Here is a 25,498-nt window from a genome sequence, read left to right as displayed (position 1 = left end):
TCTCAGCTTCTTGCGCGATGCGCGCACTGCGAGGATTCTCAGTGATACCAGAACAGATTGCCGTCCGGAGCGCCAACGAACTCTGGCGGCTTGATTGCGCCTTGAAAGCTATGGACAACGGGCGCCGGCGTCTCGGTCGAGCTGGGACTCGGGAGTGGGGAGAATAGCGAGGCGTCCAGCCGTTGGCGGTAACGGTTGCCGAGCAGATCTTCGTAGTAGATCGTCAGAACGAGCATGAAGTTCTCGTCGGGTTTGTCCTTGCCCGCTGCGGGCTCCCGCGACTGCGCCAGCGACATCCGGATCACATGTTGATGACCGACTTGCAGAATGCCATTCGGTTCACCAAAATCGCCTAGGCGAGAAACGGCACCGAAGTCATCGCGCCGATCGACCGAAACGTAACGAAGGCGCGCATGTCCGAGGCCGATATTGTGGCAAATTATCGCCAGCGTGTGGTCGACAGAGTCTTGGGGGCGTGTCTCAATACGCCCCCCAAGCGGGAATATCAACCATCCTCTTCCCGCCAACTGGCCCCGCGAATTGTCAAAGTGCGCTGCGTCGTCACTGAGCGCTAAGTCAAGTAGCGGCATCACTGAAAGTCTTGTGCGCATGCTCTCGTCTTGTTGCCGTTGGCGCTCGGCACGACCGGAGCTTCGTAGCGTGAGCATCACACCTGCCAAGGTCATGACTCCACCCGCAACGCCACCCATCAACCCGCCTGCGAAACCAAGCCAGTCGTACTCGACCGTCAGCGGCAGCACCGACCGAAGGCCGCTCAGATCCATTGCGACGAGAGCAGCGACAAGCAGGAGCACCGCTCCGAAGACCGCACTCACGACGTTGACAGCGGGCCGAATCTGCGGATCGGCTAGCCAACCAGGCGTGACCGCGGTCCATATCCGCGAGAGAAGCGGCGTCGGCACCGGAGCATCGGCAGTGGAGATGTGGCGGATCCACTGGTCGGCGCGGGCACCCCGAAGCACCTTGGGCCTCATACCTTTAGCACGGTTTGGAGCCTCCCATAGAACGAGGACCACCGGGTCGGACGCGTTGGGTCGCATACTGCGATACCGGATCCAGGCTGCTCCTCCCTGGCCGGGCAACAGCGGCCGGACACGGTCGGCACCGCGGTCGAACTCCATCCTTTGACCGGGAGTGTGATCAATGAAACGAACGGTCATAGAGGAATCGAGCGTCGCATTGTCGGATCGGAGCAGGCCATCGCCACCGTTGCCTGATTCCGATAAGAACATCGTCGAGTGCTCAACGACCTCGATTGATCGGCGTCGAGGCGGCGTGAACGTGGCCGCAAGCCCGTCATCGCACCTCTTTAAACGAACTGCCACCGCTCGGCTTTCGCGCACGCGCCGGATGGCTTCGCCGACTAAGACGGCGATGGCGCAGAGGGCCACAGCAACCATCACGGAGAAGATCGTACGCATTTCCATAAGGCTCACATTGCCATAGCGCCTGCCGCGGAGTCGCGACGAGATACCGGTCGCCAAGGCAGCCTTGATCAGGGTCGCGCGAACGCGACGGCATCAGTTGAAGTCGCCACCCGGGGCCATGTCCATGAACCGTGAGTAGTGCCCCTGGAACGCCACCGTGATCGTGGCGGTCGGACCGTTACGGTGCTTGGCGACGATGAGGTCGGCCTCGCCCGGGCGCACGTCCTTGTCGTAGACCGAGTCGCGGTGCAGCAGGATCACCATGTCGGCATCCTGCTCGATCGAGCCGGACTCACGCAGGTCGCTGATCGCGGGCTTCTTGTCTTGACGCTGCTCCGGACCACGGTTCAGTTGCGACAGGGCGATGACGGGAACCTGCAGCTCCTTGGCGATGAGCTTGAGGCTTCGCGAGAACTCCGAGACCTCCTGCTGACGCGACTCGACGCGCTTGCCCGAGGTCATGAGCTGCAGGTAGTCGATGATGACCATGCGCAGTCCGGCGCGCTGCTTGAGGCGGCGGCACTTGGCGCGGATCTCGACGAGCGTCATGTTGGGGCTGTCGTCGATGTAGAGCGGGGCGTCGTTGATGCGGCCGCGGGTCGCCGCGACGGTGGTCCAGTCGCGGGGGTCGAGGGTTCCCTTGCGCATGTTCTGCAGCGGGATGGCGCCCTCGGCGCTGAGCAGACGCATCGCGATCTCGCTCTTACCCATCTCGAGCGAGAAGAAGATCGACGGGAAGTCGTGACCGATCGATGCCGCGCGCGCGAAGTCGAGCGCGAGCGTCGACTTACCCATGGCGGGTCGGGCGGCGACGACGATCATCTGCCCACCGTGCAGGCCGTTGGTGAGTTCGTCGAGTTCGCGGAATCCGGTCGGGATGCCGGTCATCGAACCGTCGCGGCCGTTCGCGGCCTCGATCTCCTCGATCGCGGCGTCGACGGCGTTCGTGAGGGGAACGTAGTCCTCGGCGGTCTCGGTTCCGGTGACGGAGTAGATCTCGGCCTGCGCGTTGTTGACGATGTCGGTCGCATCGCCCTCACCCGCGTAGCCGAGCTGCACGATGCGGGTTCCGGCGTCGACCAGGCGGCGCAGGATCGCGCGTTCCGAGACGATGCCGGCGTAGTAGCCGGCGTTGGCCGCGGTGGGGACGATCGAGGTGAGGGAGTGGAGGTAGTCGGCACCGCCGGCCCGACCCAGCTCGCCCGTCTTGATGAGCTCATCGGTGACGGCGACGACGTCGGTCGGCTCGCCGTGGGAGTAGAGCGAGAGGATCGCCTCGAAGATGAGCTCGTGCTTCGGCACGTAGAAGTCGGCACCCTTGAGCGTCTCGATCACATCGGCGACGGCATCCTTCGACAGGAGCATGCCGCCCAGGGCGCTCTGCTCGGCGAGCAGGTCGTGGGGCGGGGTGCGCTCCGGTCCGCGCGGGCTTCCGCCCATGCGCTCTTCTGAGATGTCGGCGATCGACACACTGCTCCCTTCGCTGCGACGTTCTGCGGTACCGCGACACCCGGGACCTGGGGCGTCGTGCTGTCGTCCGGGCCGAGAACGGCCATCTGCGCAGCACATCACGGACTTCCGACATTGGGTCGCTCGCCCACGCTACGAGCGGCGTTATCCACACGCAACACGGCCTGTGGATAACTCTGTGGAGAGCGTGCGAACAAGTCCGGAGAGTCTGTGCACAACGCATGTGGATAACCCGGTGGAGTACCCCGAGTTCAAACTTTCTTTTTCTCCTGGACCAGGTCTTTTCTGTTTCCCCACCCTGTGGATGAGAACGGGCTTCAACTGCACATTTAAGGTTTGTTCATCTCGAAGACACATGTGAAGAACTTGGGGAAAGTCAAGCCGGAATTTCGCCGGGCGCGTCACACGGCGACACGCGCGGAATCCTGCGGAAGGTGTCATCGGATCGGCGCGAGATGGTATGGACATCGCGATATACCGGGAGTATCGTCACCCGGTATCGACGCAGAGCGCGTCGGAACGATCGTCTTTCGGAGGGGGAAGTCGACGTGAACGCTCGAGCAACCCGTCGCGGCGTACCCGCGATCGCCCTGTGGGGCGGTCTGGGAGCGCTCGCGTGGGCGACGATCACCGTCCTCACCGGCGGCGGATCCGCTCAGGCCGACGAGCAGAAAGACCCCTCCCTTCTCGGAGAAGTGTCGTCCCTCGTCACCGGAACCGTCTCCACGGTCGGCGATACCGTCACCGCCGTGACCGAGCCGATCGTCACCCAGGTCGTCGCGCCCGTCGTGAACCAGGTCGTCGCCCCGGTCGTGCACGAGGTGGTCGCTCCGGTTCCCGAGACCGTCCCCGCCGTCGTCGAAGACGTCACAGACACGGTCGCCGAGGTGCCCGTCGTGGGAGATGTCGCGACCCCTGTCATCGAGACCGTCACCGACACCGCACAGGCCGTCGTCACACCGGTGGCCGACCTGCTGCAGGACGCCCCGGTGTCGCAGATCGTCGATCCCGTGCAGGATGCCGTCGCCGCACTGCCGGTGGTCGGCGGGCTGCTCCGCGACCTCGGCGTCACGAAGCTCCTCGACGATGTGACGGGTGTCGTGGACGACACCACGGGCATCGTCGGCGAGGTCGTCGACAACACGGTCCCCCCGGTGCTGGTCGGGCTCGACCCGAACGAGTCGCTTCCGCCCGTCGTGCTTCCGCCCGTCGTGGTCCCCAATCCCGGGTTCGCATCCCTTCCGACCGTGGTGCCGGCGGATGCTGCGGGTGCCACCACCGTGTCGACGCTCACGCCCGCGCCCCGGCATCCGCTCGACGAGTCTGCGCTCTCCGCGCCCGTCGAGGCCCCTGCTCCGGCGACGACTGCGTCCGCGTCCGGTCATGCCTCCGGCCCCGCCACGGCCCCCGTCGGCGGGCCGCTCGCACCGTCTTCCTCCGCCACTTCCGGCGGAGCATCCGCTGTCTCTCCCGCCGGTCTGACCGACGCGGGAATTCCTGCGCTCCGTGCCGTGGAGCGCACCTCCGGCGCTGCTGACGACGTCCTGCCGACGTCGTCGGTCGCCGAGACCGACGTCTCCCCCGACTGACGGGTCGTCACGTCGTCCCCTCGAGGACGACAGATGCCGTGCTGCGCGCGCACATCTTCGCGCGCACCCACATCAGACACCCCAGTCCAGTCAAGGAGAAAGTCATCATGCGTACTTACCTCAAGCGGGCCCTGTGGGGAACGCTTCTCGCCGGCGGGATCACCCTGCTCGGCGCAACGGCCGCGAACGCGGCAGACACCTCGGGAGACGACAGCGTCCTCTCGGGCACCCAGGTCGAGGCTCCGGTCTCGGTCCCGGTCACGATCGTCGACAACGCGATCTCCCTGCTCGGAGACTCCTCCGCGCAGCAGGCTCCGGCCCCGGCACCCGCACCTGCGCCTGCCCCGGCACCAGCCCCCGCCCCGGCACCGGCGCCGGCGGCCACGACGAACGGCGACTCCGGCACGGCATCCGGATCGCAGGCCGTCGTGAACGTCACCGTTCCGGTGACCGTCACCGACAACTCCGTGAGTCTGCTCGGCGACTCGTCGAGCGAACAGGCGGCGGCGCCCGCCGAGGCTCCGGCCCCGGCTCCCGCCGCGCCGGCCCCGTCGGTCACCACGACCGGCGTCGACGGTCTGCTCTCGGGCACCCAGGCGCTCGTGCACGTCGACGTGCCGGTCACCGTCTCGGGCAACGCGATCTCCCTTCTCGGGGACAGCGAAACCGCAGGTCAGGATGCCGCGGCACCGGCACCCACGACCGCACCGACGGATGCCGTCGCCCCGAGCACGTCAGGTGACGACGCTATCGCCGGCGGCACCCAGGTGATCGCGCCGATCTCGGTTCCGGTCGACGTCTCGGGCAACGCGATCTCCCTTCTCGGAGACAGCGAGGTCGCGGGTGGCGACGCGGCACCGGCGGCACCGGCAGCACCGGGTGAGTTCACGGCGCTTCCGGCACCGTGGACGAGCACGTCCGGCGATGACGGAGTTCTGAGCGGCAGCCAGATCACCGCGCCGGTCACCGCACCCATCGACGTCACCGGCAACGCCATCTCCCTCACCGGAGACAGCGAGGTCAGTGGCACGACCGGCACCGGCACCACCCCGGGCGCCCCGACCACCGGCAGCACCACCACCGGTGACGACGGCATCCTCGGCGGCACCCAGGTCACCGCCCCGATCACCGCACCCATCGACGTCACCGGCAACGCCATCTCCCTCACCGGAGACAGCGACGTCACCGGCACGACCGGCACCGGCACCACCCCGGGCGCCCCGACCACCGGCAGCACCACCACCGGTGACGACGGCATCCTCGGCGGCACGCAGATCGGCCTTCCGATCACGCTGCCGGTGACGATCGGAGACAACGCGATCTCGGTGATCGGTGACAGCACGGTGACGACGCCGACCGGCACGGACCCGGGAACCGATCCTGGGACCGACCCCGGCACGGACCCGGGGACGGACCCCGGCACGGACCCTGGCACCGACCCCGGCACGGATCCGGGAACCGACCCCGGTGTGACGCCGGGTACGGACGCCGGAGTCGGACCGAGCTCGGGCGGCACGATGGCCGCGGGCATGGCGACCTCGTCCGGAGGAGCTGACGCCCTCGCCACCACGGGTGGCGCAGCGTCGCTCGCCCCGGTGTTCGTCGCCGTTCTCCTGCTCCTGACGGGAGCGGGCCTGCTGCGCCGTCGCACGGCGTAACGCGGACCCCGGTGGTCCGGCGCCCTGGAGGGAGGAGGCGCCGTACCACCGGTGCGCCGCGTCGCCGAGGGAGCGACGAGTTACCCCCGGGTCCCCAGCCCGGCGTCGACCTCTGACGCGGCTGCAAGGGCGGATGCCCCGTGCCCCCAGCGCGGGGCATCCGTCGCGCCCGTTCACAACTCCGGAGGTCTGCGCGCGATCCGGTCGAGGAGTCCCCGAATTCACCGATTCCACGTGGATTCTCCGGAGTTTTGCGCCGCACCCAATGAGACCGAACCCGTTCATGGGAGCATGTCCCCTGTGAAATCTCCTGCGATCTACCACATCGTTCTGCTCGAGAACACAACCCTTCTGGTCAAGCGAGAAACGGAGGACTGGCGTGACTTGAATGCCGAGTTCGGCGATCTCAAAGCCAGCCTCGGCCCTGGACGTTCGAGGACGCGTGCGAGTGGATGGTCGAGGAGTGGGGGTCCCGCGCCTTGAGCAACCCGTGGCTTTCGGCCTTCCCTTCGAGCACCGCAACGATCATCAGCGTCTGATCCCGACGACGCGCTCTCCAGTTCTGAGGAGCGACCTCCGTTCGGGTCGCGCGCGTTCACAACTCCGGAGATCTGCGCTGGATCCGGTCGAGGAGCCCCCGAATCCAGCGATTCCACGTGGATTCTCCGGAGTTGTGCACCGTACACGTGCACTAACTCAGGAAATCCCTCACCCAACTCCCCCGAATCAGCCCGAAACCAGCCTCAGACCCGCGCTTTTCCTGAGTTAGTGCACACCCCACCCACACCCGAGAAACGCCGAACGCCCCCTGTCCCGAAGGGCAGAGGGCGTTCGCACTTCGACGGGCTCAGTGACCCAGCGAAGACGGAATTACTTCGCGGCGACGACCTGCAGCGTGATGACTGCGGTCACGTCGTCGTGCAGACGAACCGTGGCCTCGTGGTCACCGGTCGACTTGATCGGCGAGGTGATGTGCACCTTGCGCTTGTCGATCGAGCCGAGGCCCGCAGCGGCGACGGCGTCTGCGACGTGCTCGGTCTTGACCGAGCCGAAGAGACGACCAGCGGTGCCGGCCTTGACGGCCAGACGGACCTTGGTGCCCTCGAGGGCGTTCTTCAGTGCGACAGCGTCGTCACGATCGTGGATCGCGCGTGCCTGACGCGCGGCCTGGATCGATGCGACCTGCTTTTCGCCACCACGGGTCCACGCCGTAGCGAAGCCCTGGGGGATGAGGTAGTTACGGGCGTACCCGTTCTTGACCTCGACCACGTCACCGGCGCTACCCAGCCCGGCGACCTCGTTCGTGAGAATCAGCTTTGCCATCTCGATACCCCTTACCGGCCGGCGCCAGCGTAGGGCAGGAGCGCCATTTCGCGCGCGTTCTTGATCGCCGTGGCGATCAGACGCTGCTCCTGCACCGAGACACCGGTGATACGACGGGCACGGATCTTGCCGCGCTCCGAGACGAACTTGCGAAGGGTGGCGACATCCTTGTAATCGATGACTCCGACCCGGATCGACTTCGCGGGAGCGGTGGGCTTGCCACCCTTCCGCGGCTTGCGGCGGTCGCCGCTCGACTTTCCAGCCATGGTTTTTCCTTAGTTATGAGCGGATGCCGTCCCCGAAGGGGCGGATCCAGAAGTGTTGATCAGAACGGGGTGTCGTCGCCGAAGCTGCCCGGAGTGCTCCAGGCATCGGCGCTGGTCGACGAGCCGGGGGTAGACCACGGCTCCTCCGACACCTGCTGCTGCTGTGCGGGGCGAGACTGTCCTCCGCCGCCACCGCCGTTCGAGGCCGCACGGGTGACCTGCGCGGTCGCGTAACGGAGCGAGGGGCCGATCTCGTCGACCTCCAGCTCGATCGCGGTGCGCTGGTTGCCCTCGCGGTCCTGGTAGGAGCGCTGACGCAGACGGCCCTGCGCGATGACGCGCATGCCCTTCGTCAGCGAACCTGCCACGTGCTCGGCGAACTCGCGCCAGACGGATGCGCGGAGGAACAGCGCTTCGCCGTCCTTCCACTCATTCGCGGCACGGTCGAAGTTCCGAGGCGTCGATGCGATGGTGAAGTTCGCCACCGGCAGCCCGTTCTGCGTGTACCGCAGCTCGGGGTCGGCCGTGAGGTTTCCCACAACGGTGATGACGGTTTCGCCGGCCATAGGACTTAGGCCTTCGCAGCCTTGGCGGCCTTGCGAGCAGCCTTCTCTTCGGAGCGCTTGGCTTCCGAAGCGACCATCGCCTGAGCCTCTTCCGAGCGGAGGACCTTGGTGCGCATGATCTGCTCGTTCAGCTTGAGCTGACGGTCGAGCTCCTGCGTGGCCTCGCTGGTAGCGGTGAAGTTGACGACGGCGTAGATGCCCTCGTTCTTCTTCTGGATCTCGTAGGCCAGACGGCGCTTACCCCAGATGTCGACCTTGTCAATCGAGCCACCATCGTTGGTGATGACCTTCAGGAACTTGTCGAGCGTAGGTGCGACCTGGCGCTCGTCGATCTCGGGGGTCAGAATGACCATGAGTTCGTACTGGTGCGTCACTTACCCACCTCCTTCGGACTAGAACGGCTTCCGAGGATTTCTCGAAAGCAGGAGGGTGTGTGAACGTGCCTGCCAGAAGGCAGACAACCTGGACAGTCTAGCGGACGCAACCCTGAGCTTCCACCGCGCGTCACCCTGCCCCTTTGGCATGCTTGTCTGCGGTGGCCGGTGACCGTCATCGGCCACGTGAAGGGGGGACGCCATGCGCGTCAACATGTGGAAGGCCGGAGCCGTCGTCGCCGCCGCGATCCTGCTGGCAGGATGCTCGGCACCGAGCGGAGATGGCAACGAGAGCAAGCCCAGCAGCACGAGCAGCTCGTCGTCGTCGGAGGAGACGTCGACGGCATCCGACTGCCCCGAGCTGAAGGAGGGCGAGACGATCGACATCGCCGACCTCAGCACCTGCTCGGCTGACCGGATGAAGGAATCCGCCGGTTATGCGGCCACGTCGACCACCATGGGAATGGTCTCGACCGCGCGCTACGACTCGGCCAACGACGCCACCGAGGTCATCTCCGACATGGGCTCGATGATCATCATCGGCGACGACACCTGGGTGAAGAGCCCGACCAGCGAGTGGCAGGCCGCTGACCCGAACGCCAGCGACCCCGTGATCGCGGCGCTCAGCACGGCCGCGCAGAACGCCGCGTCGCTCGATCCCGCGACGGCGGCCGCCGCTCTCTCGGGCGAGTTCACCGTGACCGGCACCGGCGAGCGCCTCGGCCAGAAGGTCTACCTCGTCACCGGCACCGCTGAGACGCAGGGAGTCGAGGTCGACGCGACCTTCGAGGTCACCGCGGACTACATCATGCTCGCGACCTCGACGAAGACCGAGGTGCAGGGTCAGGCGATCGAGTCGGTCCTCGAGATCACCGACTGGGACGTGAAGCAGGACATCGTCGCCCCGATCTGATCGGCGACGAGGAAGGGCCCGGCATCCACCACGGATGCCGGGCCCTTCTGCGTCGCGTCAGTTCAGGACGGGCGGGATCTCCGACCACACCTCGCGGTCCTCGGTCGACGGGGCGTCGGGGATGCGACCGGCCCCGTCGGGCTCGGGGATCGCCGCGAGCAGCGCCTGGGTGTACGGATGCTGGGGCGCAGCCCAGAGGCGATCGGTCGGCCCCGATTCGAGAACTCGCCCGGAGTACATGACGAACGTGCGGTCGGCGATGCGTCGCACGACGGCGAGGTCGTGCGAGATGAAGAGCATCCCCGCGCCGGACTCCGCCACGAGGTCGCGCATGAGGCCGGCGACGCTGGTCTGGGTCGACGCATCGAGGGCCGAGATCGGCTCGTCGGCGACGAGCAGCGAGGGCCGGGCGGCGAGCGCCCGGGCGATCGCGATGCGTTGCTTCTGACCGCCCGAGAACTGGTGCGGGAAGCGCGAGGCGACCGAGGTCGGCAGGCCGACGCGCTCGAGCCATTCCTCGACGGTGGATCCGGCGGCACCGCGCGCTCGGGCGGTGGCGATGCCGTCGGAGATCTGGTCGCCCACCCGCCGGCGCGGGTTGAGCGAGGTCGACGGGTCCTGGAAGACCATCTGGATGCCGGTGAGGGCGATCGAGCGTCGACGGATGCCGAGGGGCGAGACCGGTGCGCCGTTGAACAGCACCGTCCCTCCCGCGGTCTTCTCGATGCCGACGACGGCGCGAGCGAAGCTCGACTTGCCGCTGCCGGACTCGCCCACGAGGGCGACGGTCTCGCCCGCGGCGACGGTCATCGACACCCCGTTCACGGCGATCACGGGCGGGTTGCCCGGGTAGCGCACGACCATGTCCTGCGCGTCGAGGACGGAGACCTCACTCATCAGCGTCCTCCTCGATGCGGGAACCGGGCAGTGCGGCGAGCAGCATCCGCGTGTACTCGTGCTGCGGGTCGCGGAACAGCGTCTCGCGATCGGCCTTCTCGACGATCAGGCCGTCCTTCATGACGGCGACCTCGTCGGCGATCGCGCTCATCACGCCGAGGTCGTGCGTCACGAGCAGCACGGCGAGCCGGCGCTCGATCGCGAGGTCGCGCAGCAGCTGCAGGATGCCGGCCTGCACCGTGACGTCGAGCGCGGTGGTCGGCTCGTCGGCGAGCAGCACGTCGGGGTCGCAGGCCAGGGCGCACGCGATCGCGATGCGCTGGCGCTGACCTCCCGAGAACTGGTGCGGGTAGCGCTTCAGCGCCTCGGCGGGGTTCGGCACCTGCACGGTCTGCAGCAGTTCGACGGCCTTCTCGCGGGCCGCCGCACCGCGAAGACCGAGGTGCACGCGCATGTGGTCGGTGAGCTGGCGGCCGACGGGCAGCTGCGGGTGCAGCGATGCCGAGGGGTCCTGGAACACCATCGCGATGCGCTTGCCGCGCACGCGGTTCATCGCCCGACGCGTGAGCCCGACGAGTTCCTCTCCCGCGAGGGTGATCGATCCGCCGGTCTTCGCCTGCCGGGGCAGCAGTCCGAGCACGGCGAGCGAGGTGAGGGTCTTGCCCGAGCCGGATTCGCCGGCGAGACCGTGGATGCGGCCCGCCTCGAGGTCGAGCGAGACGCCCTTCACGAGTGGGCGGCCGATGTCGATCGTCAGATCGCGGATGCTCAGCGCGGTCATGCGGGCACCCCCGCGGCATCCGTCTTCTCGGCCTGCTTCTCGTGCGTCACTTCGGCCGTCGGGTCGAGGATGTCGCGCATCGCGTCACCGAGGAAGTTGAACGCCAGCACGACCGTGAGGATCGCGAGACCCGGGAAGACCCCGAGCCACCAGGCGTCGAAGTTCTGCATGGCCGACGAGATCATCGAACCCCATTCCGCCGTGGGCGGCTGCGCGCCGAGGCCGAGGAACGACAGCCCCGACAGCAGCAGGATGGCGGCACCGATGTCGAGCGTCGCGAGCACCAGCACGGGGCCGGCGATGTTCGGCAGAATGTCGACGAACAGCGTGCGCAGCGGCGAGTGGCCGAGCAGGCGGCCGGCGATGACGTAGTTCTGCCCGCGGAGGCCGAGCACGATGCTGCGGGTCACACGCGAGTACTGCGGCCACGAGACGACGATCGCCGCGATCACCGCGTTGAACAGCGACGGTCCGAGGGAGGCCGCGACCACCATCGCGAGGATCACCGTCGGGAACGCCATGAAGAGGTCGGTGATGCGCATGAGCGTCTCGTCGACCCAGCCCCCGAAGTATCCGGCGAGCGCACCGATGAGAGTGCCGATGATCATGGCGGCGACGACGAGCATGAGCGCGAGCGGCAGGCTCACGGTCGCACCCGTCATGAGGCGCGAGAAGATGTCGCGGCCGTTGCCGTCGGTGCCGAGAAGGGTCTCGACCCCGGGCTCCTGCAGGCGCGGGAAGATCTGCGCGTTGGGGCCGTAGGGCACCCACCACTGCGCGGTGAAGGCGACGATCACCCAGGCACCGGCGATGACGGTGCCGATGATGCCGAGCGGCGTGCGCCAGGCGCGCGGCCAACGGAAGCGGAACCGCCAGGGCCCGGATGCGGCGTCGATGCGGCTCATGCGATCCTCACTCTCGGGTCGAGGACGCCGTAGAGCATGTCGACGACGAAGTTGATGAGGAGATAGATGAACCCGACCACGAGGCCGACGCCCATGATGCCGGGCAGGTCGAGGTTCGCGGCGGAGTTGTAGGCGTAGGTGCCCAGGCCCGGCCACGCGAAGACCGACTCGACGAGCACGGTGCCCGAGAGCAGGGTTCCGAAGGCGACGCCGACGACGGTGAGGATCGGGAGGGATGCGCCTCGCAGCACGTAGTCGAGGATGACGCGCATCGCGGGGAGGCCCTTGGCGCGGGCGGCGCGCACGTAGTCACTGCCCAGCACCTCGAGCACCGAGGTGCGGATGAAGCGGGTGAGCAGCCCGATGGTGACGAGCGACAGCACCATGACCGGCAGGGCGAGGTGGGCGAGGGCGTCGAAGTAGCCGACGGCGTCGCCGTTGAGCAGGTAGTCGACCGTATAGAGACCCGTCACGCGCGGCGGCGGGGTGATCGACGGCGAGATGCGGCCCGACCCGGGGGCGATGCGCAGCTCGAGGAAGAAGACGTAGAAGCTGACCAGAGCGAGCCAGAAGGTCGGCACGCTGAGGCCGACGAGCGTGACGACGCGGATGACCTGGTCGGTCACGAGTCCGCGACGGTACGCGGCGAGCGTGCCGAGCACGATGCTGACGACGAGACTCAGGATGATCGCGCCGATGGCGATCTCGATCGTCGCCGGCACGGCGGTGGAGAGGTCGCTGGTGACCGCACGGCCGGTCACCAGCGACGTCCCGAGGTCCCCGCGGAGCAGGTTCCCCATATAGATGAAGTACTGCACGATCAACGGCTGATCGAGTCCGTGCTCCCGGATGAACGCCTCTCGCGTCGCCGGGTTCTGCGATGCGCCCTCACCGAGCGCGGCCGAGACCGGGTCTCCCGGCACCAGGTTGGTGAGCAGGAACGTGACGATCGTCACGCCCACCAACAGGAGCAGGGAGGTGCCGGCCCGCCGCAGCAGGTATCCGATCAGGGGAGACCGACGCCTGCGCGCCTGTCTCTGCACCGCCACCGTTGTCATGCGTCGTTATCCGTTCAGCCGGCCGGGGTGATCTCGGCGATGTCCATCTCCCACACCGAGTTGTACACGGCGCCCGAGACGGCGGATGCCGAGGCGATGTTGCGACCCGGAACGATGAGCGGCACGAACGGACCCTCGGCCTGCATGGCCTCGGCGAACTCGGTGAACAGGGCGGTGCGCTCGTCGGCATCCGTCGCACTGGCCGCGTTCGCGGCGATCTCGGCGATCTCCGGGTTCGCCTCGGCTGCCCAGCCGGCACGGAGGCCGACCTTCAGGCCCGGGCCGAACGGCAGGAAGTTCGCGGAGTCCGCGTAGTCCGGACCCCAGAACCACAGGCCGAAGCCCTCGGTGCCGTTGACGTAGGCGTCGAGCTCGGTGGCGAACGGCGCCGGGGCGAGCTCCACCGCGATGCCGGCATCCTCGAGCTGCGCCTGGATGCGCTCGGCGAGCGGGGTGAACTCCACGCCGCCGACCGGGTAGTCGTTCGGGAACTGCAGCTTCAGGGTCTGGCCCGTGTAGCCGGCCTCGGCGAGAGCGGCCTTCGCCGCGTCGAGGTCCTGCGAGACGCCGCCGTCGAGCGAGCCCTCGAATCCGGGCGGGATGACGCCGGTCGCCTGCACCGCGCCGGCACCGGCCAGCTCGAGCAGCGCGTCGTAGTCGAGCGCGTAGCGGATCGCCTCGGCGATCTTGACGTTCGCGAGGTCGCCTCCCGCCTCGCCCTGGTTGAGCAGCAGGAAGATCGTCTGGCCCGAGGGCACGGAGTCGACCGTGAGGTCATCGCCGAGGCCCGCGACCTGGTCGCCGTTCAGGTCCATCGCGACCATCGAGTCGCCGCCCTTGAGGTTGGCGAGCTGCGTGGCGCTCTCCGAGACGTTGCGCACGACGACGCGGTCGTAGGCCGACTCCTCGTCGCCGTTGTACTCGTCGTTCTTGGTGAGCACGACCTGCGACGAGAGGTCGAGGGTGTCGAGCACGAACGGACCGGAGCCCGCCGACTCGCCGTCGAGGAAGCTCTGCGCGCTGTCGGAGCCGTCGGTCGCGCCGCCGTTCTCGATCACGACGTCGGAGTTGACGATGCCGAGCGCCGGGTTCGCGAGGATCGCGGGCAGCTGCAGCAGCGGGGTCTCGGACGTGAAGGTGATCGTCTTGTCGTCTACCTCGGTGATCGTGATGCCGGCGAGCAGGAAGTTGGGCTTGGCGTCCTCCATGCCCTGGATGCGCTGCAGCGAGAAGACGACGTCCTTCGCCTCGATCGGGGTGCCGTCGGAGAAGACGCGGTCGCCCTCGAGCGTGAACGTGAACTCGGTCGCGGCGTCGTTCTGCTCCCAGGAGGCGAGTCCGGGAACCGGCGTCGAGACGTCGGAGCCCTCGAAGTCGACGAGGGTCTCGTAGATCGCCTTGGCGATCATGTTGCCGGTCGGGTCGTAGGTGTGACCCGGGTCGGTCGTCTCGATCGAGAACGCGGTGTCGATGACCAGCGAGCCGGAGCCCGACGAGTCATCGCCGTTGTTGGCGGAGTTTCCTCCCGAGCAGCCGGCGAGCGCGAGGAGCGCGACCGCTCCGAACGCGAGCGCAGGCAGAGTGCGGCGTGACGACATGTGAGCCTCCAAGGGCGAGGAGTACATTCGGGTGTCGGCCGCCACTGGTGTGGACGACCGTGGATCAGATTCGCATCATATGCGACGATGTGTCCAGCAAGTGTCGGGATGACCGGCACGGTCTGTCCAGATCATCAACCGTGGGGAGCAATATGTCCAGCAAGGATGCTGAAGCATCGAAGCATTCTGGACGAAGTGCCACCGAGTTGGACGAGATCGCGTACAAGATTCTCGAAGTGCTCCGTGATAACGGTCGCATCTCGATCGCCGCACTCGCCGACAGGGTGGGGATATCCCGCGCCAGCGCTTATTCGCGAGTCGAATCATTGGTGAGCGACGGCGTGATCACCGGGTTCAGCGCCCGGGTCGATCAGGCCAAGGCGGGTCTCTCCATCGGCGCCCTCGTCTTCGTCACGGTGCTGCCGCAGGCCTGGGCGTCGTTCCGTGATCGCGTGAGCGAGATGCCCGACGTCGAGTGGTGCGCGATCACGACCGGCGAGCACGATGCCATGCTGCTCATCCGCGCCGTCGACGTCAGCGGCGTGCACGAGTTCTCGACCGGGGTGATCGCGCAGCTGCCCGAGGTGCGCACCGTCGTCAGCGTCGTGGTGCTCGACGAGGTCATCCGTCGGCCCTACCTGCTGCCCTCCGACATCCCCGAGCGTCACGCCGAGATCCCCCTCGGCATGACCCGCTGGACGCCGGCATCCCCCGGGCGCGACGCGCTGCCGCCCCGCTGATCCGTTCAGGCGGGGATCTCCTCGCACACGCTCAGCTGCGGCAGGCCGTGCATCTCGTAGTGCTCGACGAGGCGGATGAGTCCGTCGTCGGTGAGCTCGAGCTCGCTCTCCCCGTCGCCCGTGACGACCTGGCCGTCGGCCACGAGCACGTGCACGAACGACACCCAGATCGTGTCGGCGGTGCGGGTTCCCACGAACTTGCCGAAGGTCACCGTGTCGCCGGTGTACCCGCCCCAGATCGCACCGTCCTTCTCGAAATACTCGAAGATGCTCGGCGCCTCGGGGTCGACCGCCGAGGTCGTGGACGAGATCATCCGGAAGCGGCGGCCATCGAGCGAGGGAAGGGTTGCAGTCGCAGTCACCCTTCGATTATGGCGGGCGCGGGGGCCCGCCGGATCAACGGTAGATCTCTCGTCGATGCCCGGCCGACACCACGACGACCGTGAGTACCGCATCCTCGATGCGGTAGATCACCCGGTAGTCGCCACTGCGCACCCGCCATTCCGGACGCGCGGTCAAACGCTTCGCAGCAGGCGGCCTCGGATCCTCGGCCAGCAGCTCGATCACGGCTTGCACTCGACGCTTCGCCTCTGGCGGCAACTTCTTGATCTCCCGAAATGCCGCCGGTAGGAACTGGATCTCGTACGTCACAGGCCGAGCTCGCGCTTGACCTCGTCCCACGGAATCGGAGTTTCGTCCAGCCTCTGCGTCTCTTCCCACGCGGCGTCGACCGCACGGATATCGGCGAGTTCTTCGGCATCCTCGAGGAGTTGGGCGAGTTGCGAGGGATCGACCACCACTGCGACCGGGCGGTGCCGTCTCGTGAGATAGACGGGGGCCGTGCGCGCCTCGTCGACGATCGAGGCCAGTCGGCCTCGCGCTTCGGTGATGGCGATCTCGCTCATACGACTATTGTCGCACGAAACGTACGGTTCAAGCGTGAAACGTACAGAACAAGGCGGTACGGTCTCGACGTCATCCCCCCGGTACCGTGGTCGCATGGAGTGGATCGCGAACCCGACCGTCGGCGATTGGCTGCGGGAGCGGCTCGACCCCGATTTCCCGCCCATGCACGGTGTCGTTCCGCAGGGCTTTCCCGCCTACGCGCGCATCTTCCATCCGGGCTTCGTGCACGAGCTCCCGGGACGACGGATGCCGACGGCCGAGGAGCGCGTGCGGATGCCGGCGGACGAGGTGGAGCTCCTGTATCGCGAACTCGTCGAATCCACGACGACCTGGGGCGACGCGGCCGCGGTGTTCGGCACGACGATGCACCCGCTCGCGCAGTGGGCGGGCATCGTGGGTGCCCCCGGGGAGCGCGACTGGATCGAACGGGTCGCCCCCGACGGACGCGAGTTCTCGTCTCCCGCCATCGGCGAGCTCGATGGCGAGAGCCTCGCCGCCCTCGTCTCGGTCCTCCTGCGCCACACCTCGACTCCCGATTCCGGTGTCGCGGGGCTCTGGGAGGGGCGGGGCGGTCTGCTGGGGTTCTTCGGCGATCTGCCCTCCCGCGGGTTCTACACCGTCGGCGACGACGATCCGAATCACCGCGCAATGCTCGCCCGCAGCCTGCGGGATCCGTTCAACAACGTCTTCCGCAAACCGACCTGGCAGGAGGGGATCCTGTCGCGCGAGATCTCGGGGGGCCCGCGACTCGAACTCCCGAACCGCGCGTACGTGCTGTTCGACGCACCGCCGAGTGCGTTCGCCGACCCCGAGTGGGTCCTCGATGCCCCGTGGCGCGATCGGCCGGCGGAGGCGCACGGTGCGCCCGCATCGGCGCAGAGCCCGGGTCTCCTCTGGCCCGACGACCACGCGTGGGTGATGGTGAGCGAGGTCGACTACGACTCGACCATCGTCGCGGGATCGGCGGCTCTGGTCGCCGCCATCTGCGCAGAGCCGGGGCTGGAGGCGCTGGAGATACCGAGCGGCGCCGACCTCTCGTGGAACGCCGACGAGGTGAATCGATGAGCGCGCCGCAGCATCCGGCATCCGCCTTCGACGCCCGCGCACTCACCGGACCGGTCGACCCGCGGGCGGTCGGAGCGTTCACGGCCGACCTCAAGGCGCGACGCGCTCCGGCGTCCGCCGGCACGATCGCCGGCACGGTGATCGGCGTCATCGCGCTCGGATTCGCCGCTCTCGTGGGCGTCGTCGTGCTCGGTGGAGTCGTCACCAGCACCCTGCGCACGGGAGGGTCGACGGGCGCCTCGATCTTCGCCGTGCTCCTGGTGCTCGCCCTGGGCGCCGCCGCCGTGATCACGTTCTTCACGGTGCGCGCCAACCGCATCCGCCGCTATCGGATCGGCATGTTCGCTCAGGCGAACGGCATGAGCTATACCGAGCGCATCGCGAACCCGCCGCTGCCGGGCATGATCTTCAGCCTCGGGTCGGGGCGGCTGGCGACCGACCTGGTGCGCGGAACGCAGCCGCGGTTCGTCGAGTTCGGCAACTACCAGTACACGGTCAAGCACGGCAAGAGCTCGACCACGTACCGCTGGGGCTACATCGCCGTGAAACTCGACGTGCCGCTGCCGAACATCGTGCTCGACGCGCTCGGCAACAACGGTTTCGGCTCGAACCTGCCGGCGTCGTTCCAACGCGCGCAGCGCCTGTCGCTCGAGGGAGACTTCGACCGGCACTTCACGCTGTACTGCCCCGAGGGGTATGAGCAGGACGCGCTCTACCTCTTCACGCCCGACATCATGGCGCGGTTCATCGACCATGCCGCCCAGCTCGATGTCGAGATCGTCGACGACTGGATGTTCCTCTACACGAAGCGCCAGGCGTCGACGCTCGACCCGGCGACGTGGGCCTGGTTGTTCGGCGTCGTCGGTGCGCTGATGACGAAGTTCGACCAGTGGGCGCGCTGGCGCGACGACCGCCTGCGTGCGCAGCATCGGCAGATATCGGATGCCGTCGCGCCGGGTGCCGCGGCATCCGCACCCCTGCCGTTCGCGCCGCCGGCCGGGCTGCTCACTCCCCCACCGGGAGTCGCGGCGCAGGGCCGTCGACTGAAGCGCCGGGTCACGTGGATCCCGTTCGTCATCGTGATCTTCATCGGCGTCGCATACGCGTTCATGTCGATGCGCTGACCCGATCCGGCGGTGCCGGTATCGAGTGTGGGGGTGGGTGCCGTTCTGGGGACCAGCGCCCACCCCATCCCCCCTCGGGATCAGAAGAAGTTCGACTCTCCCTCTGCAGACGGACTCTGCCGTCAACGCCTTCGCCTGCTGGGGACAAGCGGTATATCGGCGCCTGTGAAAATGGTATGCCGGGCCACGTTGCATTTCGTTGCATGATCGTTCAGTCTTTTCACCGCTGTCACGCGTCGCGTCGGAGGAACACCAGCGTTGCGGCTACGGCGGTCCATACCGTCGCGACTGTCAGCACGGCGAGTCCGGCCAGCGGCAAGATCGATCCGTTCGCCACCACGGTGTACGACGCCTGACCAGCCGTCGTCGGCCAGTACGTTCCGACCACCTGGCCGATGATGCCCGGGATTCCCGGAGCAAGTGCCGGGATCAACAGCGCCACCGTCACGATGACCGCCAGAGCGCCGGAGGAGCTGCGCGTGATCGTGCCGAACGCGAGTCCGAGAACCGACGCGAGCACGAGGTATACGACCGCGCAGGCGAGGGCGCGCACGACGTCGGGGTCGCCCAGGGTGGCGGTCGGCCACCCGGCCGCAGCGAGCGTGGCCTGACTCGCACCGAAGGCGGCGGCGACGGTCACGATGGCCGTGGGTACCGCGACCATCGCCACTACGGCGAGCTTGGCGAGGAGGAGGGTTCGTCGCCGGGGTACGAGTGTGAGCGTGGAGATGATCTGACCGCTCGCGTACTCGGCGGTGATCGCCTGCGACCCGAGCGCGGCGATCACGAGCTGCCCGACGAGGATTCCCTTGAAGCCCGCCGCAGTCGGATCGAAGGCGGCCGGAGCGACTGCTCCGTCACCGATGAGACCGGTGACGCCGACGAGGCTCACCAGGACGGTGACCACGGCGGTCGACGCCACCATCACCCAGGTGCTGCGGACGCTCCGGATCTTGATCCATTCGGAGATGACGATGTTCATATCAGGCGGCCTTCGAGTCGGTTGTCATTGCGAGGAACGCGTCTTCCAAGGAGTCGCGCACGAGGGTGAGTTCGGACACCTCGAACCCCCCGGCTGCGGCGATGCGGCCGACATCGTCCGACGTCGCACCCGAGACCGTCAGAGAGTCGGTGCGACCGTCTGCATCGACGGCGGCGGTCACCCCTGCACGTGCGAGCGCGTCGAGAAGGCCGTGGCGATCCGGTGCGCGAACCCGGACTCGCTCGCTCGTCTCGGCGGCGATGAGCTCGGGAACGCTCTGGTCGGCCAGCAGGCGTCCGCGGTGAATGACGATGAGATGATCGGCCGTCAACTCCATCTCACTCATCAGATGGCTGGAGAACAGCACGGTGCGGCCCTGCCCGGCGAGATCGCGCATCAGAGACCTCGCCCACCGGATGCCTTCCGGATCGAGCCCGTTGAGCGGCTCGTCGAAGATCACGATGCCGGGATCGCCGATGAGAGCCGTCGCGATTCCGAGACGCTGGCGCATCCCGAGGGAGAAGTCGCCCGCGGCTCGATCGGCCACGGCATCCAGACCGACGAGTTCCAGCATCTCGCTCACACGACTCCGTGGCATACCCCCGGCACGCGCGACCGCCCGCAGATGATCGGCCGCCGTGCGTCGGGGATGGACGGCGCGCGCGTCGAGCATCGCGCCGATGACGCGCATCGGGTGACGGAGCTCTTCGAGACGACGGCCATCCACGGTCGCCGCGCCGCTGGTCGGCTTGTCGAGTCCGAGAAACATACGAAGTGTGGTCGACTTGCCGGCCCCGTTGGGCCCGAGAAAGCCCGTGACGATGCCCGCGGTCACGTCGAACGACAGGTCGTCCACGGCGACGGCGTGGCGATAGCGCTTGACGAGGGAGTGGGCCTGAAGTGATCCGCGTGAAGAGAGGGGCATGAATGTGACACTACACCGTGCAGTGTAGATATGCACTACACCGTGTAGGGTGATCCGGAAGCAAGGAGCAACCGATGACCGCCAGGGCACAGAAGCCGTTGCGACGCGGGCAGGAGCACAAGCGCTCCGACATCCTCGACGCGGCGCGCGAACTCTTCGTCGAGTCGGGTGCCGACCGTGTCAGCATGGATGCCGTCGCCGCTCGAGCGGGGGTCTCGAAGCGCACCGTCTACGACTACTACGGTGACAAGCGACGGCTCCTGCTCGACGTGATCGAGGACGCCGGCCAGGCGGCGCTCGACCGAGTGCAAGCGGTCATCGAGCGTCATCTCCCCGACGGCATCGACGATCCGGCCGAACTCGAGCTGGCTCTCCGAACCTTCGCCGTCGAGCTGGGAATCGCACAGTTCGGCTCGTCGAACTACATCGCTGCGGCCCGGCTGATCGCAGAGAACGAATCCGTGCTGCCCGAGCTCGAGGACCATCCACTCGACGACGCGCACGCCGAGGCACTCGCGCGCCGCTTCGCGCATCTCGCCGAGCGCGGACTCCTCGACATCGACGATCCACGCCTCGCCGCCGATCATTTCTCGGCGCTGACGACACTGCGGGTGCTGAACGAGCCGATGCGTCGACGCGCAGACGCCGATCGCGTCCGCACCCTGATGCTCGACGGGACGCGAGTCTTCCTTCGCGCCTATGCGGAACCCCGCGGCGCGGCGCGATGAAGTCGTCGGCGCGGATCGCCGCCGGCATGGCCCGGATCGTCCTCGCGCTCTCCGTCATCACCGTGCTCGTGCACACCTATCTGCTGGGCATCAGCGCCGGGCGCACGAGCCTGTTCGACTACTTCGGATACTTCACGAACCTCACGAGCCTGCTCACGAGCGCCTTGCTCCTCGCGTCCGGAGCGCTCGCGCTGCGCGGTCGACGGCATCCGCTCTGGTTGTCGTACGCGCGCGGCGTCGCCGTCACCTGCATGCTGCTCGTGGCCGTGATCTACAACCTGATCGTGCCGGGAACCGGGTCGGCGCCGGCGTGGGTGAGCGTGGTGCTGCACGCCGTCTTCCCGCTGCTCGTCGCGCTCGACTGGTTGCTGATCCGCGATCGCCCGGCGCTGGCCTGGCGACACCTGTGGGTCGTCACGGTCTACCCGCTCGTGTGGATCGTCGTCGTGCTCATCCGCGGCGCGACCGACGGCTGGGTGCCGTACGGATTCCTCCTGCCGTCGCACGGCCCGGCCGTGCTCGCGGCGCACGTCGCCGGGCTCCTCGCCGCCCTGCTCGCCCTCGGCGCGCTGGTGTGGCTCGCGTGTCGCTTCCGTCTCGTTCGCCGCATGCAACTGAGTCCCTGAGCCCGTCGAAGGCCCTTCATCTCGCTGGGGCGCCCCGCTAACCTCACGCCAACCCGAAGTACTCCAGCTCCGCGTCGTCGAGCATCCGCGACCGGATCAGGAACCTCATGCCGGTCGGTCCCTCCACGCTGAACCCCGCTCCCCGACCGGGCACGACGTCGATGGTGAGGTGCGTGTACTTCCAGTACTCGAACTGCGACTGGGACATGTAGACCTCGACGCCCGCGTCCAGCCCGACGTCGAGACTCCCGAGCAGCACGTCGCCGGGCCCGGTGAGGAACATCCCCACCGGGTAGCACATGGGCGACGAACCGTCGCAGCATCCGCCCGACTGATGGAACATGAGCGGGCCGTGCTGCGCCGTCAGGTCGCGGATGAGGGATGCCGCAGCATCCGTCACCGCGACCCGCTGGTAGGTGTCGATGCCGACCATCAGAAGAAGCCCATCGGGCCCTCCGCGTACGAGACGAGGAGGTTCTTCGTCTGCTGGTAGTGGTCGAGCATCATCTTGTGGTTCTCGCGACCGACGCCCGACTGCTTGTACCCGCCGAACGCGGCGTGCGCCGGGTACTGGTGGTACGTGTTGGTCCACACGCGCCCGGCCTCGATCGCCCGGCCCGCGCGGTAGGCGGTGTCGCCGCTGCGGCTCCACACCCCCGCGCCCAGCCCGTAGAGGGTGTCGTTGGCGATGTCGATCGCGTTGTCGAAGTCGTCGAACGAGGTGACCGACAGCACCGGGCCGAAGATCTCCTCCTGGAAGATGCGCATGTCGTTGGTGCCCTCGAACACGGTCGGCGCGACGTAGTAGCCCTCGCTGAGATCGCCGCCGAGGTCGACCCGCTCACCGCCCGTGAGCAGCCGCGCACCGCCCTGCTTTCCGATGTCGATGTAGCTCAGGATCTTCTCGAGCTGGTCGTTGGATGCCTGGGCGCCGATCATCGTCGCCGGATCCAGCGGGTTTCCCTGCACGACCTTCCCGACCCTCTCGAGCCCGTCGGCGAGGAATCCGTCGTAGATGGATCGCTGGATGAGCGCCCGCGACGGGCAGGTGCAGACCTCGCCCTGGTTGAGCGCGAACATCGTGAAGCCCTCGAGCGCCTTGTCGTAGAACGGGTCGCTGGTCGAGCGCGCGACGTCTTCGAAGAACACGTTCGGGCTCTTGCCCCCGAGCTCGAGCGTCACCGGGATGAGGTTCTGCGAGGCGTACTGCATGATGAGCCGGCCGGTCGTCGTCTCGCCCGTGAACGCGACCTTGCGGATGCGCTTGTGCTGCGCGAGCGGGGCGCCGGCCTCGATGCCGAAGCCGTTGACGATGTTCACGACGCCGGCGGGCAGCAGGTCGCCGATGATCTCGAACAGGAACAGGAGGGATGCCGGTGTCTGCTCGGCGGGCTTGATGACCACGCAGTTGCCCGCGGCGAGCGCCGGAGCGAGTTTCCACACGGCCATCAGGATCGGGAAGTTCCACGGGATGATCTGCCCGACCACACCCAGCGGTTCGTGGAAGTGGTACGCGACGGTGTTCTCGTCGAGCTGGCTGATACCGCCCTCCTGCGCCCGCAGCACACCCGCGAAGTAGCGGAAGTGGTCGACCGCGAGCGGGATGTCGGCGGCGAGCGTCTCTCGCACCGGCTTGCCGTTCTCCCACGTCTCGGCGACGGCGATGCGCTCGAGGTTCTGCTCGATGCGGTCGGCGATCCTGTTCAGGATGACCGAGCGCTCGGCGGGACTCGTCTTGCCCCAGGAGGCGAAGGCCTTCCAGGCGACGTCGACCGCGCGGTCGATGTCTTCACCGGTGCCCCGGGCGACCTCGGTGAACGGCTTGCCGTTGACCGGGCTGACGTTCTCGAAGTACTGGCCCTTCGCGGGTTCGACGAACTCGCCGCCGATGTAATGGCCGTAGCGGGGGCGGTAGTCGGCCAGGGATCCCGGCTGACCCGGGGCGGCGTAGGCAGTGGACACGTCTTCTTCGACGATGGTCATCGTGACTCCTCGGGCTGGGCCGCGCCTCGGTGCGCGGCTGTCCTCCGACGGTAGGTCGCGCGACGTTGCACCCGGGTGCGCAACGTTGCGCCCGGTTGCGGATGCTCCTCAGGCCTGCGCGCGCTCGAGTCGCTCGATCCGGGCGACCAGTCCGGGCCGCTTCGGCGAGCGCGCCGGCAGCATCTCGAGCGCGAGGCGCAGCGCCTCGGCATCCGACTGCCCCTCGGGGATCTCGGCGTACGAGAGCAGCACGTCGAGGCTCGCCTCCGACAGCATCGCCTCCCGCAGCGCCGCCCGCACCGTCTCACGGAACTCCTCGACGCCGGGCGAGGTCGACTCGGGCAGCACCGGCCCCCGATAGGCGGTGAGCGCGACGCGGTGCGCTCCGCGGTCGAGCAGCGACATCACGTCCTGCGCGTCGGTGTCGAGGGTCACGGGCAGACGGTACGGTCTCGACTCGGGCACCAGTTCCGGCATCCGCTGTTCGAGCACCTTGCGCAGCCGCACCATCTCGGGCCGCAGCGTGTCGGGCGAGACGTCGGCGCCGTAGACGAGCTCGGTGAGGCGCTCGGCCGACAGACCCTGCCGGTGGGTCGCGAGCATCAGCAGGATGGCCGCGTGCCGGGCGCTGAGCTCGATGACCGATTCCTCATGCTCGGATGCCGTCTCGAGCCGCGCCCTGTCGCGGCCGAGCACGTGCAGGGTCGCGCGCGCCGCGGCGCGGGTACGAGTCGGCGCGAAGTGGTGCGCGCGCGGCGAGGTCTCGGCGCGGGCGCGCAGGCGCGCGATCAGGAGCTCGGACTCGACGGCGCGGGCGGTCGCATCGACGAGCAGTCGCGCCTGCGGGGTCACGACCTCCGGCCCGCCCGTGATGTCGATCACGCCGAGCACGCGCTGCGTCTCGGGGTCGCGCACCGGTGCCGCGGTGCACGACCACGGGTGCACGAGGCGGTTGTAGTGCTCGGCACCGCGGATCTGCACCGATTGTCCGAGGGCGAGCGCGGTGCCCGGGGCGGTCGTGCCGACGGCATCCTCCGCCCAGTTCGCGCCGGCGACGAAACCCATGTCGTCGGTGAGGCTCTGCAGCTGGCGGTCGCCCTCGATCCACAGCAGTCGCCCGGCCTGGTCGCCGATCGCGATCACCACTCCCGCGTCCTCCGGGGTGCCCGGCAGCAGCAGACCGCGGATCGTGTCCATGACGGCGGCGAGCGGATGGGCGCGCCGATACTCCTCGAGCTCGTCGCGGCCGAGCTCGAGCGCGGGCGGGCTCTCGGGGCCGACGCGTCCGCGCCACGACCGTTCCCACGACGCCCGCACGAGCGGCCGCACCTGCTGCAGGCGCTGGTCGTCGAGGTTGCCGGCGAGCAGCTCTTCGTGCGCTCGCTCGATGATCAGGCGAGAGGCCTCAGGTGAAGACTGCCACTGCGACGGCACAGGGACTCCGTTCCTCGGGGGTGGAGCGTGCTCCCAGTGTAGAAGCCGAGGTCGCCCGTGGGAACCCTCCCACGGGTGATCGAGGAGGTTCTGCCGCGAGGCGAAAGACCGTGCGTCCGCCGCCACCACCGCCCGCCTC

27 protein-coding genes are annotated in these 25,498 nt (G+C 67.9%); 8 read left to right on the top strand and 19 right to left on the bottom strand.

Annotation, left to right across the window (positions count from 1 at the left end; translation table 11 throughout):
- Positions 1-38 precede the first annotated feature (38 nt).
- Complete coding sequence (locus WFJ97_RS10490) at positions 39-1,442, bottom strand: hypothetical protein (RefSeq protein ID WP_336641439.1); 1,404 nt, start codon at positions 1,440-1,442, stop codon at positions 39-41.
- A gap of 99 nt (positions 1,443-1,541) precedes the next feature.
- On the bottom strand, positions 1,542-2,888 hold the full coding sequence (gene dnaB, locus WFJ97_RS10485) for a replicative DNA helicase (protein ID WP_247624751.1): 1,347 nt from the start codon (positions 2,886-2,888) through the stop codon (positions 1,542-1,544).
- 578 nt (positions 2,889-3,466) lie between these two features.
- Between dnaB and WFJ97_RS10480 the strand changes: the two genes are divergently transcribed.
- Entirely contained in the window at positions 3,467-4,507 is a 1,041-nt protein-coding gene (locus tag WFJ97_RS10480; protein ID WP_336641438.1) for a hypothetical protein, read from the top strand.
- A gap of 107 nt (positions 4,508-4,614) precedes the next feature.
- On the top strand, positions 4,615-6,165 hold the full coding sequence (locus tag WFJ97_RS10475) for a chaplin family protein (protein ID WP_336641437.1): 1,551 nt from the start codon (positions 4,615-4,617) through the stop codon (positions 6,163-6,165).
- A gap of 870 nt (positions 6,166-7,035) precedes the next feature.
- On the opposite strand, the gene rplI is transcribed toward WFJ97_RS10475, so the two are convergent.
- From rplI to rpsF, 4 genes are read right to left on the bottom strand one after another with little or no spacing between them, the layout of a single operon-like run.
- Positions 7,036-7,488 (bottom strand): 50S ribosomal protein L9, encoded by a 453-nt coding sequence (rplI, locus tag WFJ97_RS10470; RefSeq protein WP_336641436.1) that lies wholly within the window; start codon positions 7,486-7,488, stop codon positions 7,036-7,038.
- 11 nt (positions 7,489-7,499) lie between these two features.
- On the bottom strand, positions 7,500-7,754 hold the full coding sequence (gene rpsR, locus WFJ97_RS10465) for a 30S ribosomal protein S18 (RefSeq protein ID WP_017829850.1): 255 nt from the start codon (positions 7,752-7,754) through the stop codon (positions 7,500-7,502).
- Between the two features lie 59 nt (positions 7,755-7,813).
- Positions 7,814-8,320: a single-stranded DNA-binding protein gene (locus tag WFJ97_RS10460; protein WP_050723584.1), complete on the bottom strand. Its 507-nt coding sequence runs from the start codon at positions 8,318-8,320 to the stop codon at positions 7,814-7,816.
- A 5-nt stretch (positions 8,321-8,325) separates the two neighbouring features.
- The gene (gene rpsF, locus WFJ97_RS10455) at positions 8,326-8,694 is read right to left on the bottom strand and encodes a 30S ribosomal protein S6 (protein WP_029264265.1); all 369 of its coding nucleotides are present in this window, start codon (positions 8,692-8,694) and stop codon (positions 8,326-8,328) included.
- Positions 8,695-8,896: 202 nt separating this feature from the next.
- Here rpsF and WFJ97_RS10450 point away from each other — a divergent pair, with 202 nt between their 5' ends.
- Entirely contained in the window at positions 8,897-9,607 is a 711-nt protein-coding gene (locus WFJ97_RS10450) for a hypothetical protein (RefSeq protein WP_336641435.1), read from the top strand.
- A gap of 57 nt (positions 9,608-9,664) precedes the next feature.
- Here the strand turns inward: WFJ97_RS10450 and WFJ97_RS10445 are convergent, their stop codons facing one another.
- Genes WFJ97_RS10445 through WFJ97_RS10425 form a run of 5 tightly spaced genes read right to left on the bottom strand, consistent with a single transcriptional unit; the run spans position 9,665 to position 14,846 of the window.
- Complete coding sequence (locus WFJ97_RS10445) at positions 9,665-10,504, bottom strand: ABC transporter ATP-binding protein (RefSeq protein WP_247624085.1); 840 nt, start codon at positions 10,502-10,504, stop codon at positions 9,665-9,667.
- Positions 10,497-11,285 carry an ABC transporter ATP-binding protein gene (locus WFJ97_RS10440; RefSeq protein ID WP_336641434.1) on the bottom strand — a complete coding sequence of 263 codons (789 nt, stop codon included), beginning with the start codon at positions 11,283-11,285 and terminating at the stop codon, positions 10,497-10,499. The genes WFJ97_RS10445 and WFJ97_RS10440 overlap by 8 nt, the downstream gene beginning before the upstream one ends.
- Positions 11,282-12,190: an ABC transporter permease gene (locus WFJ97_RS10435; RefSeq protein ID WP_247633445.1), complete on the bottom strand. Its 909-nt coding sequence runs from the start codon at positions 12,188-12,190 to the stop codon at positions 11,282-11,284. Before WFJ97_RS10435 ends, WFJ97_RS10440 begins: the two co-directional genes overlap by 4 nt.
- Entirely contained in the window at positions 12,187-13,248 is a 1,062-nt protein-coding gene (locus tag WFJ97_RS10430; RefSeq protein ID WP_247624082.1) for an ABC transporter permease, read from the bottom strand. Before WFJ97_RS10430 ends, WFJ97_RS10435 begins: the two co-directional genes overlap by 4 nt.
- A 14-nt stretch (positions 13,249-13,262) precedes the next feature.
- Positions 13,263-14,846 carry an ABC transporter substrate-binding protein gene (locus tag WFJ97_RS10425; RefSeq protein ID WP_247957240.1) on the bottom strand — a complete coding sequence of 528 codons (1,584 nt, stop codon included), beginning with the start codon at positions 14,844-14,846 and terminating at the stop codon, positions 13,263-13,265.
- A 152-nt stretch (positions 14,847-14,998) separates the two neighbouring features.
- Here WFJ97_RS10425 and WFJ97_RS10420 point away from each other — a divergent pair, with 152 nt between their 5' ends.
- Positions 14,999-15,586, top strand: coding sequence for an Lrp/AsnC family transcriptional regulator (locus WFJ97_RS10420; RefSeq protein WP_336641433.1), 588 nt, complete (start codon positions 14,999-15,001; stop codon positions 15,584-15,586).
- 5 nt (positions 15,587-15,591) lie between these two features.
- Here the strand turns inward: WFJ97_RS10420 and WFJ97_RS10415 are convergent, their stop codons facing one another.
- Genes WFJ97_RS10415 through WFJ97_RS10405 form a run of 3 tightly spaced genes read right to left on the bottom strand, consistent with a single transcriptional unit; the run spans position 15,592 to position 16,491 of the window.
- Complete coding sequence (locus WFJ97_RS10415; RefSeq protein WP_247624080.1) at positions 15,592-15,948, bottom strand: hypothetical protein; 357 nt, start codon at positions 15,946-15,948, stop codon at positions 15,592-15,594.
- 34 nt (positions 15,949-15,982) lie between these two features.
- Positions 15,983-16,237 carry a type II toxin-antitoxin system RelE family toxin gene (locus WFJ97_RS10410; protein ID WP_247633441.1) on the bottom strand — a complete coding sequence of 85 codons (255 nt, stop codon included), beginning with the start codon at positions 16,235-16,237 and terminating at the stop codon, positions 15,983-15,985.
- Entirely contained in the window at positions 16,234-16,491 is a 258-nt protein-coding gene (locus WFJ97_RS10405; protein WP_336641432.1) for a type II toxin-antitoxin system Phd/YefM family antitoxin, read from the bottom strand. The genes WFJ97_RS10410 and WFJ97_RS10405 overlap by 4 nt, the downstream gene beginning before the upstream one ends.
- 94 nt (positions 16,492-16,585) lie before the next feature.
- On the opposite strand from WFJ97_RS10405, the gene WFJ97_RS10400 reads away from it, so the two are divergent.
- Positions 16,586-17,557: a hypothetical protein gene (locus WFJ97_RS10400; protein ID WP_336641431.1), complete on the top strand. Its 972-nt coding sequence runs from the start codon at positions 16,586-16,588 to the stop codon at positions 17,555-17,557.
- Entirely contained in the window at positions 17,554-18,681 is a 1,128-nt protein-coding gene (locus WFJ97_RS10395) for a hypothetical protein (RefSeq protein ID WP_336641430.1), read from the top strand. The genes WFJ97_RS10400 and WFJ97_RS10395 overlap by 4 nt, the downstream gene beginning before the upstream one ends.
- A gap of 229 nt (positions 18,682-18,910) precedes the next feature.
- Here WFJ97_RS10395 and WFJ97_RS10390 read toward each other — a convergent pair whose 3' ends face one another.
- Together WFJ97_RS10390 and WFJ97_RS10385 are read right to left on the bottom strand one after the other, a co-directional pair.
- Positions 18,911-19,663, bottom strand: a complete 753-nt coding sequence (locus WFJ97_RS10390; RefSeq protein WP_336641429.1) for an ABC transporter permease — start codon at positions 19,661-19,663, stop codon at positions 18,911-18,913.
- A 1-nt stretch (position 19,664) separates the two neighbouring features.
- Complete coding sequence (locus tag WFJ97_RS10385) at positions 19,665-20,588, bottom strand: ABC transporter ATP-binding protein (protein ID WP_336641428.1); 924 nt, start codon at positions 20,586-20,588, stop codon at positions 19,665-19,667.
- A 74-nt stretch (positions 20,589-20,662) separates the two neighbouring features.
- Between WFJ97_RS10385 and WFJ97_RS10380 the strand changes: the two genes are divergently transcribed.
- Both WFJ97_RS10380 and WFJ97_RS10375 read left to right on the top strand, forming a co-directional pair.
- Positions 20,663-21,316 (top strand): TetR/AcrR family transcriptional regulator, encoded by a 654-nt coding sequence (locus WFJ97_RS10380; RefSeq protein WP_336641427.1) that lies wholly within the window; start codon positions 20,663-20,665, stop codon positions 21,314-21,316.
- The gene (locus WFJ97_RS10375) at positions 21,313-21,942 is read left to right on the top strand and encodes a Pr6Pr family membrane protein (protein WP_336641426.1); all 630 of its coding nucleotides are present in this window, start codon (positions 21,313-21,315) and stop codon (positions 21,940-21,942) included. The genes WFJ97_RS10380 and WFJ97_RS10375 overlap by 4 nt, the downstream gene beginning before the upstream one ends.
- Positions 21,943-21,985: 43 nt before the next feature.
- Here the strand turns inward: WFJ97_RS10375 and WFJ97_RS10370 are convergent, their stop codons facing one another.
- From WFJ97_RS10370 to WFJ97_RS10360, 3 genes are all read right to left on the bottom strand, one after another.
- Positions 21,986-22,375: a DUF779 domain-containing protein gene (locus WFJ97_RS10370; protein WP_336641425.1), complete on the bottom strand. Its 390-nt coding sequence runs from the start codon at positions 22,373-22,375 to the stop codon at positions 21,986-21,988.
- Positions 22,375-23,925, bottom strand: a complete 1,551-nt coding sequence (exaC, locus tag WFJ97_RS10365; RefSeq protein WP_336641424.1) for an acetaldehyde dehydrogenase ExaC — start codon at positions 23,923-23,925, stop codon at positions 22,375-22,377. The genes WFJ97_RS10370 and exaC overlap by 1 nt, the downstream gene beginning before the upstream one ends.
- A gap of 108 nt (positions 23,926-24,033) precedes the next feature.
- Positions 24,034-25,359, bottom strand: coding sequence for a GAF domain-containing protein (locus WFJ97_RS10360; RefSeq protein WP_336641423.1), 1,326 nt, complete (start codon positions 25,357-25,359; stop codon positions 24,034-24,036).
- Positions 25,360-25,498: the final 139 nt, after the last annotated feature.

It is taken from the genome of Microbacterium sp. USHLN272, from assembly GCF_037149655.1.
Lineage (GTDB): Bacteria > Actinomycetota > Actinomycetes > Actinomycetales > Microbacteriaceae > Microbacterium > Microbacterium galbinum.
This window is presented reverse-complemented; position numbering and strand designations above follow the sequence as displayed.